General features: G+C 60.9%; 10 protein-coding genes and 1 tRNA gene. 3 read left to right on the forward strand and 8 right to left on the reverse strand.

The genetic code is table 11. The features are described from left to right. The first annotated feature begins 62 nt into the window (after positions 1 to 62). The 3 genes from mfd (at position 63) to HS101_08165 (ending at position 7,253) form a co-directional block, all read left to right on the forward strand. Positions 63 to 3,494, forward strand: a complete 3,432-nt coding sequence (mfd, locus tag HS101_08155) for a transcription-repair coupling factor (GenBank protein MBE7506243.1) — start codon at positions 63 to 65, stop codon at positions 3,492 to 3,494. A 329-nt stretch (positions 3,495 to 3,823) separates the two neighbouring features. Further along, on the forward strand, positions 3,824 to 7,111 hold the full coding sequence (locus HS101_08160; GenBank protein MBE7506244.1) for a hypothetical protein: 3,288 nt from the start codon (positions 3,824 to 3,826) through the stop codon (positions 7,109 to 7,111). A 70-nt stretch (positions 7,112 to 7,181) separates the two neighbouring features. Further along, a tRNA-Thr gene (locus HS101_08165) sits at positions 7,182 to 7,253 on the forward strand. Positions 7,254 to 7,304: 51 nt separating this feature from the next. On the opposite strand, the gene HS101_08170 is transcribed toward HS101_08165, so the two are convergent. The 8 genes from HS101_08170 to HS101_08205 form a co-directional block, all read right to left on the reverse strand. Beyond that, entirely contained in the window at positions 7,305 to 7,949 is a 645-nt protein-coding gene (locus HS101_08170) for a hypothetical protein (protein ID MBE7506245.1), read from the reverse strand. 51 nt (positions 7,950 to 8,000) lie between these two features. Next, positions 8,001 to 9,077 carry an NAD-dependent epimerase/dehydratase family protein gene (locus HS101_08175; GenBank protein MBE7506246.1) on the reverse strand — a complete coding sequence of 359 codons (1,077 nt, stop codon included), beginning with the start codon at positions 9,075 to 9,077 and terminating at the stop codon, positions 8,001 to 8,003. Positions 9,078 to 9,381: 304 nt separating this feature from the next. Further along, on the reverse strand, positions 9,382 to 9,735 hold the full coding sequence (locus tag HS101_08180; protein MBE7506247.1) for a nucleotide pyrophosphohydrolase: 354 nt from the start codon (positions 9,733 to 9,735) through the stop codon (positions 9,382 to 9,384). 128 nt (positions 9,736 to 9,863) lie between these two features. Beyond that, positions 9,864 to 11,030, reverse strand: a complete 1,167-nt coding sequence (locus tag HS101_08185) for a PEP-CTERM sorting domain-containing protein (protein MBE7506248.1) — start codon at positions 11,028 to 11,030, stop codon at positions 9,864 to 9,866. A 188-nt stretch (positions 11,031 to 11,218) separates the two neighbouring features. Next, a complete protein-coding gene (locus HS101_08190; protein ID MBE7506249.1) occupies positions 11,219 to 11,686 on the reverse strand; it encodes an EVE domain-containing protein in 468 nt (155 codons plus the stop codon). Between the two features lie 11 nt (positions 11,687 to 11,697). After that, a complete protein-coding gene (gene glmM / locus HS101_08195; GenBank protein MBE7506250.1) occupies positions 11,698 to 13,035 on the reverse strand; it encodes a phosphoglucosamine mutase in 1,338 nt (445 codons plus the stop codon). Between the two features lie 113 nt (positions 13,036 to 13,148). Further along, positions 13,149 to 13,649 carry a hypothetical protein gene (locus HS101_08200; GenBank protein ID MBE7506251.1) on the reverse strand — a complete coding sequence of 167 codons (501 nt, stop codon included), beginning with the start codon at positions 13,647 to 13,649 and terminating at the stop codon, positions 13,149 to 13,151. A gap of 169 nt (positions 13,650 to 13,818) precedes the next feature. Then, entirely contained in the window at positions 13,819 to 14,658 is an 840-nt protein-coding gene (locus tag HS101_08205) for a tetratricopeptide repeat protein (protein MBE7506252.1), read from the reverse strand. Between the last annotated feature and the right edge of the window lie 5 nt (positions 14,659 to 14,663).

A 14,663-nucleotide genomic window follows, 5' to 3' on the forward strand; every position in this document is an offset into this window, starting at 1 on the left:
CATTCCACGATCGCGCACGCTGCCTGTGTTGCGTTTCAGCGTTTCCCCGCAATAATCTCTTTGTGCTTCTTGCGAGCACGATTTCCGGCGATCCTGCATTTAGGGCGATTTGCAGCCGACTGGCGGTCGACAAGACCCCCCTCGGTGCAAACGGCCTGTGGGGATCTGCTGCGCCTGTTGCGGCCGCGCTAATCAGCGAGAAGACCGGTCGTCCGCTTCTGTATCTGACCGCCCATCCCGATCAAGCCGACGATGCCCGAGACGACATGGAGACGATCCTCGGCCGCCCGGTCGAGCTTTTTCCCGCGTGGGAGACACTGCCCGGCGAAGGAAGCGCGGCCGGGGAGATCAACGCGCAGCGCGCCGGTTTGTGCAGTTTCTTGCTGGAAAGCGCGCGCGGTCGGCGGCGCGAGGTGCGGCCGACGGTCATTGTCGTTCCCATCCAGGCGCTGATGCAGCCGGCGCCGTCGCCGGAGAGTCTTGATGCCCACACGTTGACCCTTCAGACGGGCGAGGCGCGCGAACCCGAGGACGTGGCGGCATTCCTTGCACAGCGAGGATTTGAGCGATTGGATCAGGTTGAGGAGCCGGGCGATTTTGCTTTGCGTGGGGGGATTCTCGACGTCTTTCACAGCCCGGACCTGGACCCGCTGCGAATTGAGTTTTTCGGCGATCAAATCGAGTCCATTCGCCAGTTCGACGTGAGCTCGCAGCGATCATCGCGGACGATGGATGTTGCCCGAGTCACGCTGCCGCCGAGCCCGGGGGCGGCGGCCCCGTCCGAGACGACGACGTTTCTGAATTATCTTGGCGACGATGTGATCGTGGCGATCAGCGAGCCGCTGGAGGTTGTGGAGACGGCGAAATTGATTCTTGATCGACTGGGCAATCCGGTCGGTCACTATCCGATTGAGGCGGTGCTGCGAAAATGCGGGGAGTTTGCACAGGTGCAGCTTTCGCGATTCGCCGTTGCGTCGGTGGGCGATGATCAGACGTTTCGATTTGCATGCGAGAGCCTTCCGACGTTTGAGCCGAAGGCGACCGATGCGGTGACGCAGCTTCTGCAGATGGCCGCGGCGGAGCCGATCGAGGTCTATTGCGACAATGACGGCGAGGTCGATCGGCTGGGCGAGTTGACTCAGCAGGTGCTGGCGTTGGCGGCGAAGGAGGGACTGGCTCCCGCGAAGACGCCGAAGTTCGAGACACAGATCGGGCTGCTTCATACGGGGTTTCGCTGGAAGGTGGGACCCGGCACTACGCAATCGGCCGCGAGCAGTATTGTCGCCGTCCCGCATCACGAGGTCTTCCGACGTTACACGCAGAAGCGCCGATTGCGAAAGGTCTCCGCCGGGCGGCCCATTGAGACATTCCTCGACCTGAGCGACGGCGACTATGTCGTGCATGTCGTTCACGGGATCGCCCGATTCACCGGCATGAAGACGATGCGCAAGGGCGACTCGAAGAAGAGCGAGGAGTTCCTGACGCTTCGCTTCGCGGATGACGCGGTGATGCACGTTCCGGCGTCACAGATCGACCTTGTGCAGAAGTACATCGGGGCGAAGGCGGCGAGGCCGCAACTCTCGAAACTCGGCGGCACGAGGTGGCAGGCGACCAAGGCGAAGGTGGAGGAGGCTGTCGATGAACTGGCGGAAGATCTGCTGCGCATCCAGGCGGTTCGTGAGTCGCAGCCGGGCATCGCCTTCCCGCAGGACACGCATTGGCAGACGGAATTTGAAAACGCCTTTCTTTATACGGAGACGCCGGATCAGGTCACGACGCTGCGGGAGATCAAGGGCGACATGGCACGGGCCCGACCGATGGACCGATTGCTGTGCGGCGACGTGGGATACGGCAAGACGGAGCTGGCCATCCGAGCCGCTTTCAAGGCGGTTGAATTCGGCAAGCAGGTCGCGGTACTGGTGCCGACGACGGTGCTGGCCGAGCAGCACTACCGCACGTTCAGCGAGCGCATGGCCGAGTACCCGTTTGTCGTGGGTTGTTTGAACCGCTTCCGATCCGCGAAGGAACAGAAGGCGATCATCAAGGCTGCCCGGCAGGGGCAGGTGGACATCCTGATCGGCACGCATCGCATTTTGTCGAAGGATGTCGGGTTTACCGATCTTGGCCTCGTTATTGTCGATGAGGAGCAGCGATTCGGCGTGGAGCACAAGGAGCGTCTCAAGCATTTGCGTGCGACAGTGGACGTTCTCACGCTGACCGCCACGCCGATTCCGCGCACGCTGCACATGGCGATGATCGGCCTGCGCGATATTTCCAGCCTATCGACGCCGCCGATGGACCGGCGCTCGATCACGACGAGCGTGTGCGTGTGGAACGACGAGATGATTCGCGAGTCGCTTGTCCGCGAACTGAACCGCGACGGGCAGGTGTACTTCGTCCACAACCGGGTCCATTCCATCAAGTCGATCGCGGCGAAGGTCCAATCCCTCGTTCCCGACGCGCGGATCATCATCGGCCACGGACAGATGCCCGGCGAAGAGCTGGAAGAAGTCATGTTCAAGTTCGTCAGGCGCGATGCGGACATTCTGGTGTGTACCTCGATCATCGAGGCGGGATTGGACATTCCCAACGCGAATACAATGTTCATTGATCGCGCCGACATGTTCGGCCTGGCGGACCTTCATCAGCTCCGCGGTCGCGTCGGGCGATACAAGCATCGGGCTTATTGCTACATGCTGCTGTCGCCGAGTCGGCCGCTGACGAGTACCGCGGCCAAGCGGCTCAAGGCTATCGAGGAATACAGCGAGCTTGGCTCCGGGTTTCGCATTGCCATGCGCGATCTGGAGATCCGCGGCGCAGGGAACATCCTGGGGCCTGAGCAATCGGGCAACATCGCCGCGGTGGGCTACGAGCTTTATTGTCAGGTACTTGAAAAGTCGGTGAGGCGAATGAAGGGCGAGGCGGTGCCGGATCGGGTCGCCGTTCACCTTGAGCTGGATGTTGAGGCGTATATTCCGAAGAGCTACATCGCCTCGGATCGTCAGCGCATGGAGTGCTACAGACGATTCGCCGCCTGTCAGAAGCCGAACGAAGTCGATCAACTCGCGGACGATCTTCGGGACGCATTCGGCGCGTTTCCGGAGGTGGTCGATACGCTGCTGACTCTGGCCGAGATCAAGACGCGCGCCGTTGCGTGGAAGATCAAGTCGATCATCCGTAAGGAGCCGGACCTTATCTTTACGATTGACGGCGAGGTGCGAAGGATTGAGCCGCTTTTCAAGGGAGCCTCCGGATCGATTCGGATTCCCGATGGATACACCATTCACTGGCGGCTGCCGGAAAACTATTTTCACGGGTCGAGCCTGCTAAGGATTCTTGTGAATCTGTTTCGGCGGGCGGATTCGAGTGGAGAGGGGTCGAATCGCCGACCGCCATCGGAGCCGAACCTCCCCGAAATCGTCCGGCCTGAATCGGTGGGAACGGAAAGCCCCAAGAACCCCGCAAGGGGGCCCGCACGCCGAAATCAGCGTTAGCTTCGGTCACCGCATTATTTCGACGATCAAGGACGCATGGGGTCTGCGCCGGGACCGCTTGCGGTTGGAAAATGATCGCGAAAATGAAGATTATCGGTCGCCGGGATTTGGGAGACAGGTGGCGTCGGTGTATGATAGATATGCGTCGAGAAGGGGCCCAATAAGCCTGCTCCCCTGCCGTCCCTCAGTCTCTCCCATACGGTTCGGACTTCTCGGCCTGCACGCGGAAGAAGTGAGAATCGACCTCCGAAATCGACACAAACGCCCTCGCCGATCAGAGAATCGGGCTTGATCTGACCGAGGATCGCATGGCACGGGGATATCAGCGAATGCGCCGGAAATACCCAACGATTCCTGCCGATGGACTTCGTTGCTACGCCGCCCTGCTGATCTGCGCGACGATCGCGTCGACCGGATTTGCTCAGGCGGTCTCGCCGATCGAGTCGACACAGGCCGATTTGCCGAGAGGACCTCAGGCGAGGTCCACGCCGCGCGCTCGCGCGAACCCGCTTCCACGCGGCGTCGATCCGTCGACGGTCTGGTCGATTCCCCTTCAAAACGCGGCGCCGCGCGGCGGCAATACGTGCGAGTTCGACAATGGAATGCCGCTGGATGACTTTGGCGATCCATCGAGCCATTTGAGCGAGCCGCCGGCTGAACCCGCGTGGCAGTTTCTCGCCGGGGCGGCCGATGATTTCACGTTTATTGAGCCGATGCCGGCCGAGCCGAATTGCCGCATCACGACGATCCGCGCGGCGTTTCACATTGACGACCAACTGGGGCTCGCCTCTCCCACGAACACCTGGGACAGCGTCCTCGTCACGGTCTATCCCGACAGCGTGATGAATCTCCCCGCCGGCGCGCCGACGAACATGGGAGGCGTGCTGGGTTCTTACATCCGGACGCTGGAGATCCCGGTCTCGTCGCTGCAAAACGAGACGCTGGTCGGCGTTTGTCGGCCGAGCTACGTGATTGACATCCCGGTCAGCATCGTCGTTCAGAAGAATACGCGGTACTGGCTCTCGATTATCCCGCGATATGCCGCGCCGCCGCAGAGCTTCTGGTGTCTTTCGGAGTCGAATACAGACCTGGATGCGGTGTTCGGCTTTCCCCTCGATCCGATGTTTCCCTTCTGGTCGGCCTTTGGCGGCAATCTCTCCGCCTGCCCGGACGCGCCCCTGCCCGGTGTGAATGTGAATTTGTCATTCTCGCTGACGGCGGTGAGCGAAGCCGACAAGACCGGTGCATGCTGCGACGACGCCGTTCCGGGATGCACTGATGGGGTGAGCGTTGTCGTGTGCCAGCAGTTGACGCAGAGATTCGCTCACAGCCTGAGCTGCGCGGATATGCCCTTCAGTCCGCCGTGCGGGACGACCGCGCCGGGGGCGTGCTGCATGGGCGACGCCGGTTGTTTCGACATGCAGACGCCTGCCCAATGCGAAAGCCTGGGCGGCACCTATGTGCCCGGCGATTGCATGAGCGTGAGTTGCCCAGGTGCGTGTTGTTTAGGCAGCGCCGGGTGCATGGATTCTCAGACGCCCGAAGAATGTGACCTACTTGGCGGAATCTTTCTTGCTGGCGATTGTATGAGCGTTACATGTCCTGGTGCTTGCTGTCTGGCCAATTCCAGCTGCATGGACATGCAATCACTCGAAGAGTGCGGCCTTCTTGGGGGGACTTTTTTTGAAGGCGATTGCTTGAGCGTCACTTGCCCTGGTGCGTGCTGCATGGGCGATGCGGGCTGCATCGACATGCAGACGCCGGCGCAATGCGAAGGCCTGGGCGGCACTTATGTGCCCGGCGATTGCATGAGCGTGAGTTGCCTCGGCGCTTGCTGTCATGTTGATGGTTCGTGCGAAGACCTTTCGGAGAATGACTGCGTGGCGGTCGGCGATGTGTTCGGAGGTCCGGACACGCTGTGCGGCATCTTTGTTTGTCCGCCGCCCGGCGGGGCGTGCACGGTGGACGCGCCGATGGAGGTCTCGGGCAGCGATTCGGCCGTGGATGAGTTGTTCGGCGATTCCGTAGCGATAAGCGGCGATGTGGCCGTGGTCGGCGCTTCGAATCATGTGAGCATCGGCGCCGCTTATGTCTTTCTGCGGTCGATGGGCACATGGTCCGAGGATGCCAAGCTGACGCCGGTGGACGGGGCCATGGGCGACGGATTCGGTGAGGCCGCTGCGCTCGACGGCGACTCGGCGATCATCGGTTCACCGCGGGGACCGGGGGCGGTCGCGGATTCCGGTGCTGCGTATGTGTTTGTGAACTCGATGGGCGGCTGGATGCCGGAGCAGAAGATATTCGACTCGATGGGGACGAATGTGCAGCTCTTCGGGCATGCGGTGTCGATCGACGGCGATAGCGCTCTAATTGGAGCGCCCGGCGATACGGCCGGCGTGGCCGCTGGGGCGGGCGCAGGGTTTGTCTTTACGCGAACGGCGGGCGTTTGGTCACCGCAACAGAAGCTGATCGCGATGGATGCTGAACTGAACGATCAGCTTGGCTGGTCGGCGGACATCAGCGGGGACACCGCGATCCTCGGGGCCATTGGTGAGGATGATGGTGGAAACGGGGCGGGTACTGCGTACGTCTTCACCCGATCGGCCGGCGTGTGGACGCAGGAGATGAAACTGGTTGCATCGGATGCGACCATGGGCATTGCTTTTGGATGGTCGGTCGCTGTCGACGGAGATACGGCCGTCGTCGGCGCCCCGATGAGTACCGGCGGCGGCTCGGCGTATTTCTTTGTTCGCTCGGGCGGAATGTGGACTCAGCAGCAGAAGCTGACCGCTGACGATGGGGCGGCCGGCGATCAGTTTGGCATGTCAGTCGATGTTGATGGAGAAACCGTCATTGTCGGCGCGCCCGGCGATGATGACGGCGGTTCGTCGGCGGGCTCGGCATATGTCTTTGTTCGCACGGCGGGCGTCTGGACGCAGCGACAAAAGCTTGTGGCTAATGATCCGTCGGGTGACGCTGAATTCGGTGAGGTCGGCATCCGCGGCAATTCGATTGTCGTCGGAGCGAAGGGCGGCGGAGTTATGACGCCGGGCTCGGGCTCAGCTTATTTCTTCAACCTCTCGTGCGAGGGGGCTTGCTGCCTGGGCGACGGGATGTGCCTTCTCTTGACGCCGGAAGATTGCGCGATGATGAGCGGTACTCACCTGGGTAATGGGTCTTTGTGCGGGCCGGATTCCTGTCTCTTCTTGACGAGAGGTTGCGCCGGCGACCTGAACAACGATTGCGCGGTGACGGAACTCGATCTGCCGATTTTCGTTGACGCCCTGCTCGGTATGGTTGTGTTATCTCCGGCGGCTGAATGCCGTGCCGATGTGAATGCAGACGGCGATCTGAACGGGCTCGATATTCAGCCGTTTATTGACGCGCTCTTGGCTATGAGCGTCTGCAACTGCTGCCGCGGCGATACGAATCAGGACGGCGTGCTCGACGGTCTGGACCTTCAGGGGCTGGTTGATGCGATCCTGATGCCGCTTGACCCCTGCTCGCTCGACTACGCCAATGCCGACGTCAACGCCGACGATTTCGTCGATCTTGCGGATGTCGATGCCATGGTTGCGAAGCTGATCGCGGGGGAAACCTGCCCGGTCGGGCCATAGGGTTGCAGCGAGAATCAATCTGTTAACTTGACGGAAGATCGCGCCTAACCGATCATACCTCGGTCCATTCGCCGACGTAGCTCAGCGGTAGAGCACGGCTTTCGTAAAGCTGAGGTCGTGGGTTCAAATCCCACCGTCGGCTGTCATTCCTGACAGCTTGTTTACACTTGAAACTCGATCCGAAAACGGGCGGTCACTCGGAAACTTCAGCGACGGGGTCTTTCTCGGTGGAGGCGCTGACGCCCAGCAGCTTGACGTCGCGACAGAGATCATTCTCATCGAAGCGCAAGACACAATAGCGCGCGCCGCGGGAGTTGGTCCAGTTGCGGATGTTGTAAACCCGCATGATCTCGCCGGAGTCGCGGCTGCGCAGCGTGGCGAGAGGCTCTTCCAACTCGGCATCACGGCGGCAATCCTCGGGCGACTTGCCCATGACTTTGGGCTCGATGGCCGCCGCCTTGATGACGTCCTCGACTCCGTCAATGTTGCGCTTGACCCGCGACAGCGCGACAAGCTTGCCCTTTCGCGATTCGACGACCCAGTTTTGCGAATCCAAAAGATCGCCCTTGACCGGGTATGTGATCAACTCGCGATGGGCGTCGTCGGCATAGACCAACGTCTCCTGGCGATCGCCGAACATTTCGTCGGCGGCGGAAACAGGTTGGTCATAGAGCTTTTCCTGTCGCTTTTTCACGTCGGCATCGTTGATGGCATCGCCGATGGCCATGGATGCAAGGCTGGCCGGATGCAATCGACAGCCGGCTGACAGCGCGAGCATCAATCCGAGCGCCAGCAAGCTGGTTTTCCTGATGCCGCACTCGTGCGTTCCCAAGAACATGCTTCGCTCCGCTAAAGGGTCGCCCTGCCTCAGATATGGCTTCGACGGTGATTATGTATGGGCCATTTCGCGAACCGGAGGTGAACTGCTGATTGCGCGTCCGCCTGTGGCTGCGCGGCCGGTCCGGTTTTCCTCGTACCAGCGAATGGTCATGGGGATGCCCTCTTCGTAGCCGACGGTTGAGGTCCATCCCAATTCTTTGCGCGCCTTTTCGGCGGAGAAGAAGGTATCGCGGCCCATGAGCCAGACAGCGTATCGCGTGACGAGCGGGGGTTTCTTGGTCTTGAAGAGGTGACCGAAGCACTCCATGAGAAAGGCGGCGCGATAGGCCACTTTGAACGGCACGCGCTTTGTGACCGGGGGTTCGCCGATCGCCTTGGCGATGAGGTTGAAATATTGTCGCTGGGTCAGCTCGCCGTCGTTGCTGCAGTTGTAGGCCTGGCCAACGGCGCTGGGATTATCCGCGGCGAGAATGCAACCTTCGGCGACGTTTCCGGCGTAGACGACGTTGAGGCGGTTATCGCCGCTGCCGAGCAGCTTCGCCTTGCGATTTCGGATCATCGCCACCAGCCGCGCGATCGTTGCGCGATCGCGAGGCCCGTAGAGCCAGCTCGGGCGGATGACGGAATACTTCACTTTTCCACCGGCATTGTGACGTCGCCAGAGGTCCTCCTCGACGATGACCTTTGCCCGGGTGTAGTAGGACCACTTAAAGAGCTTTTGCCCCAGGGGGGCGGTCTCATCGAGGACGAGGCCCTTCTGGTTGACGTGGCCATAGACGCTGATTGAGCTGACGTGAATCAGCCGGGGGACGCCGGCTCGCTCAGCGGCTTCGAAGAGGTTTTTCGATCCTTCGATGGTCACCTTCACGAAGTCGGGCCAGGGTCCCCAGTCGCCGACGCGGGCCGCGGCGTGATAGATGCATTGGACGCCGTCGCAGGCCTTGAGGACGGACGCCATGTCGGAAAGGTCGCCTTCGACAAGCTCGACGCCCTGGCTGCGAAGCCAGGTGGTGTCGGCGGTGGGCCGGACCAGGGCGCGCACGGGCCGTCCGCGTTTGCGAAGCTGCTCGACGATATGGCTGCCCAGTAGGCCGGTTCCGCCGGTGACGAGATTCATGGTTTGTATCTGCTCCGAAACAAGACGGCCGGCACGGAGGCCGACCCAAACGAGCCTGGGGGGCCAACTGCCCACCGATAGCCCGATGACCGTAGGAGGAGAGCCTGGACCCGTCAAGGACGGCTGATCCTGACGGGCGCGCCACTCTTGGAAACCGGCAGTTAACGCGACACAGCAACGTTTTTTCTTGAGCCTGGCGCCATTTAATTCACAGATGCAATTCGCGATGCCCGGGTGGGGCCGTCGCGATGGTCGATGGCTGGGGCGGCAATTGTAAAGGCAAGCACAGCCGTCACTTCAGACGGCGAGCACGCTATCTCCGAAAGCGTCCCCGAAACTCGTCGGCGGGATATTTCTTTGCGTTCTTTACCATCTTCTCGCGCAGGGCCTCGGAGATGTCGATATCCAGGGCGTTCGCGAAGGAGAGGGCGAAGGCGAGGATGTCGGAGAGTTCTTCGCGGACGAGCTGGAAGTCCTCGGGTGCTTCGCGGATGTCGCGCGTGCGTCCTCCCTCGGCCCACTGGAAGTGCTCCATGAGCTCGGCGGCCTCGATGGCGATGGCCATGGAAAGATTCTTGGGATTGTGGAACTGGTTCCAGTCGCGCTCGTCGACGAACTTTTTCATCATCGCCCGCAGATCGGCGATGGTGGTGGTTTGGTCACTCATGTTAATCCTCCGCGAGACATGGTAGCGGAGATTGGGCGATGTGGAATCGTGGAAGTGTGAAACTTGCCGATGACCGGCGCCTGTGCCACAAGTTTGTTTGCGATAAACGCGATTCAGCAGCTTCTGCCTTAAGCAATGCGATTGCGCGGCCGCAGAATAGCGAAGACGATAAGAAAGGGGGCGATTGACACAGGCTCCGGAATAACGGCAATCCAGGCTTCCGTCTGTCCGCCCGGATTGATTCCGGCACCCGTTATTACGGTTCCATCCGACGATATACCGGTTGCTGAAATGAGCTGCCAGCCCGCCAGGTCAAGGCCGAAATCGATGCTTAGCACAGTCTGCAGCTCACGCATTCCGCGTACCGAGTCCCAAATGAAAGCTGCCGCGCGGCTGTCAGGCGTTGCAAATCCGACGACAAGTGAGCCATCTCCAGAAACCGCGCTTGCCTGACTGCTGGTTCCAAGGCCCGGAAGATCGCCGAGCCCAATCATTCCCGTTGCGCCTGACCAGAAGAACGCCTCTACTCCGTTCGCAGAATTGCTCCTTCCCACGATGGCGTTTCCGTCAGCAGAGACCGCGTAAGCGCGGCTGTCAAAGCTGCCCCCGGGAAGATCACCGAGTCCAGTCATTCCGCCTGACTGCGTCCACCGGAAGGCCTCAAATCGAGAGAATCCGGCCGCTGCGCTCTGTGCTTCTCCTACGATTACCGAACCATTTGACGAGATACCCCATGCGGAACTATCGACGCCGCCACCCGGCAAGTCTCCTAGAATCGTCATTCCAGTAGCCTGCGTCCAACGAACGGCATGGCGGCTGGACAAACTACCCCAGCCAGCGGAAACACTTCCATCAATGGAGGTACCCGTAAGACAACTATCGAATCCAAAACCCGCAAGGTCGCCCAGGCCGATCATTCCTGTAGCCTGGGTCCACCGAAATGCTTCTCGCCCGAGCGACGAGTTTCCACAGCCAACGATGAAAGTGCCGTTCAACGAAGCCGATCGGGCCTCGCTCCTTAAGGTTCCGCCAGCAAGGTCATCTATGCCAACCATGCCAGTCGCTGAAGTCCACCTAAATGCCTGGGAAGTAGATACGGCGAAGTCGGCCATTCCAACAACCGTGCCCCCGTCCGGCGAGATGCCCCAGGCTTGGCTATTAAAGACACCACCCGGCAGATCGCCCAAACCCATGAAGCTCGGCGCAGGAAAAGAAAGGGCGGCCTGAGTAGTGATGCTGATGGTCACGAAAAAGGTGACCACCCACAGAACAAAACCTCGGTTCCATATTCCCATGGCCCAAGAGCCTCCTTAAGCGCCTCAATTGAGACGCTTCTCCCATCATCTTAACAATAACAGCGATTCCCGTTCAACGCGGCGGGGGCACGATTTGGCAGCCAAGGAGGGCTCTTTGCGCCCGGCTGGCGATAACATTCCCAGTGTCATGCGTCCGGCAGGGGCGCCGGACGCTACGAGCTGGCACACTACGCCTTGGTCAGATTGCGGACGATTTCGAAATGCGTTGGTTCGACGGGCATGACTGACAGGCGCTGGCCGCGCTGGAGGACCAGCATTTTCTCAAGACCCTTCGTTTTTCTCAGCGTCGAAAGCGTGACAACTTCGCCGAACTTCTCGACAAACTCGACATCGACCATCATCCAGATGGGGTCATCCTTCGTCGACTTGGGGTCGTAGTGATCGTTCTTCTTGTCGAGGGCGGTGTGGTCGGGGTAGGCCTCGCGCGCGACCCGGGCGACGCCTGCGACGCCGATAGGGTCGGCGCTGGAGTGATAGATCAGCACGCCGTCGCCGAGCTTCATGTCGTCGCGCATGAAGTTGCGGGCCTGATAGTTTCGCACGCCGTCCCAGCAGGTTCGCTTATCACGGGCGAGGTCGTCGATCGAATAGGTCTGCGGCTCGGTTTTGAGCAACCAGTATTTGGCGTCTGCCATCGTTTGATTCGCTATCTCAAGTCCGCGACGCGTTTGGCCAGGGCCTTGCCGGTGGTTTCATCTTGCGCTTCGGCGATCAGGCGGGCGATCGGTTCGGTGTTTGACGGGCGGACATGCACCCAGCCCTCCGGCCAATCGATGCGCACGCCGTCGACATTGCTGATCCGCTGGTCGGCGAAGTTGCGCTGGATGTGATCGAGCCAGTCCCGCGTCTGCTGGGGCGAAAGGTCGTACTTCTGCTTGATCATCGTGTAGCTCGGCATCTCATCGACGATCGCGGCGAGGGGCCGCCAATCCTCGGCAAGCAGGCTCAGCACCATTCCCATGGATGAGAGACTGTCTCTCACAAGCGTGATGCGCGGGTCAATCACGCCGCCGTTGCCCTCGCCGCCGATGACACAGCGATGAGCCGTAATCGCGTCGACCACGTTTGCTTCGCCGACGGCCGTACGATGAACGACGCAGCCCCTGCCCGCCTTCGCCGCGATGTCGTCGATCATCCGCGAGGTCGACAGATTCGTCGCCGCGGCGCCCGGCGTCTTTGAAAAAATGTATTTTGCAGCCAGGGCCAGGGTGTATTCCTCGCCGATGTAGCGGCCGGTGTTGTCGACGATGGCCAGTCGATCGGCGTCCGGGTCCTGGGCGAAGCCGATGTCCGCGCCGCTCGCCTTGACCGCTTCGCACAGGCTGACGAGGTTTTCCGCCGTCGGCTCGGGCGTGTGCGCAAAGCGGCCGTTCGGTTCGGCGTTCATGTGCTCGACCCGGCAGTCCAGCCGCTCCAGCAGCATTCGACCGCTGGCGCCGCCGGCCCCATTGACGCTGTCGAGGACGACGTGGAGCTGTCGACGCCTGATGGCGGCCATGTCGAGTGTGCGCATCACCTTGGCCACATGGCGATCGTTGGTACTTAAGTCGCGTTCCATTCGGCCGATGTTCTCGACATCGGCGAAGCGCGTTCGCTTCGAGCGGTAGATTGAGAAGATTTCTTCGGCGGTCCTGGCGGACGGGGCGCGGCCGGGGGCGACGAGAAACTTGATTCCGTTCCAGACGATCGGATTATGGCTGGCGGTGATGACGATCCCGCCCTTGGCGTTGAGTTCGCTGACCATCAGGGCGACGCCGGGCGTGGTGGCGATGCCAAGTTCGACGACGTTACAGCCGACGGCGAGCAAGCCGCTTTCAACGGCGCCCTTGACCATCTCACCGGACGGCCGGGAGTCCATGCCGAGAACCACGGCGCCGCCGTCGAGAAACGTGCCGAACGCCGCTCCCATGCTCGCGGCGAGCTCGGGCGTCATGGTCTCGCCAATCAGCCCACGGACCCCGGAAACGCTCATCATCAAGGCCATGTCTGATCCTTTGAGGCCTGTACTACGTAATAGCTGTTATTCTAACGTGAGATTCGGTGCGCGCCCCATAGCGCATTCGGGCGGAGGTTCAGCATGAGGGGCAATTGACTACGTCAATCGGCGGGCTGGGTCGTCGGCGCGGGGGTTGCCGCCTTGTCGTCGGCCGGAGCGGATGCAGGTGTCTCAAGCGGAACACTCTCATCGGGCACGGGGTTGTGACCCAGGACGATGCGTCCGCAGACGGGGCAGATGGTGTCACCGCTTTTTCCGAGGGTCTCTTTGAGGACGACGTAATCAGGTGTTTCCTTGCGCTTGCCGTCGGGCGTCCAGAAACACCGCTCGACCGGGTAGCCGGTCTTTTTTTGAGTGAAAGGTGATAGGACAGGCCAATGATCGCCCTCCTTCATCGAGTACTCGAAGACTTTGTTGGTCTCGATGCACATGAAGGTGCCGGGAATCGGCTCAGCCTCGGGAATCGGGGCTGTCGTAAGCGTTTTGTAGGTGAGGTAGCCCGCCGCGCCGAAGAGGGCGAGGAAAACAATGATCCCAAGTCCGCCGCTGAGCGGTCCCGCCGCTGACGGAGAGGATGGACGAGGTTTTGAAGTGTTGGTCACGGAATCGGTGCTGCTGTTCTCAATAGTCAATCTGCACCTATGGGTCTGGATGCCGATTCCATATTATCCGGTCGGGCCGCAATGACCAAACCCTTTTGATGGCGATCCGCATTCATTATTCTTCATAGGGGAGTCTTAACAATCGAAGGGCAGGGACCGGGGCATTACGTCAGACCAAGTCCGCCTGATCCGCACGAATCCATCCATCCTTGCCGTCGGAGAGCTGTATTCGATACCAGTCACGTCCGTCCACGTCCTGCCGCAGTTCGAGCATCTGGAACTCAACGCCTGCCGGGAGCGGTTTCTCGAATTGCGGGTCGTAGTATTCTCCATTGCCCTTTCGGACGACGATATTCTCTGAAATGAGGACGCCCTCACGCCGGGCCGAGGGCCGGATATCCCAGATTGCACTGGCGCCGACGGCGATGGCCAGGACGGCGGTGGTCACCTTGAGCCAGGACAGCGCGGGTATCCGCCGATGGAGAAAGAGCGATCCGAGCGCCAATAGCCAGAATAAGCAATACGCGGCAAGGGCGACGCGGCAACGCGCGGCCGTGGAAGTGGAGAAGTGCCAGAAGAAGAGTGTCTCCACCATGGCGCTGGTCGCCGGTTTTCTGATCCGGACCTCGCAACGCTTGCGGGCGAAGTCCAGGTTTCGCTGGATCTGTGCGTCGCCGGGCATGAGCTTCAGCGCGCGCTTGTAATTCAGGATCGCTCGGCCGACATCGCCGAGGCGCAGGTAGGTGTTGGCGAGGTTGTAGAAGAGTCTTCCATTGCGGACTCCGCCATCGACGAGCGACTCAAACCCTGCGAGCGCGGAATGGTAGAGCGACTGAGCCTCAACCGTACCATGCTGGCCGGTCGCGACGGCAGCCTCGAAATCGGCGAGGGCTTTGCGGAGCACCGCACGTTGATTTGTCGCATCCGCGCCTTGCTGCTGTGCCTGCGCGCGGGGAGGAAGCAGGATGCTGACGACGCAGACCATGAGCAACGTGGCAAGCCGGCGCATGTGTC

The organism is Planctomycetia bacterium (assembly GCA_015075745.1).
In the GTDB taxonomy this organism is placed as follows: Bacteria; Planctomycetota; Phycisphaerae; order UBA1845; family UTPLA1; genus UTPLA1.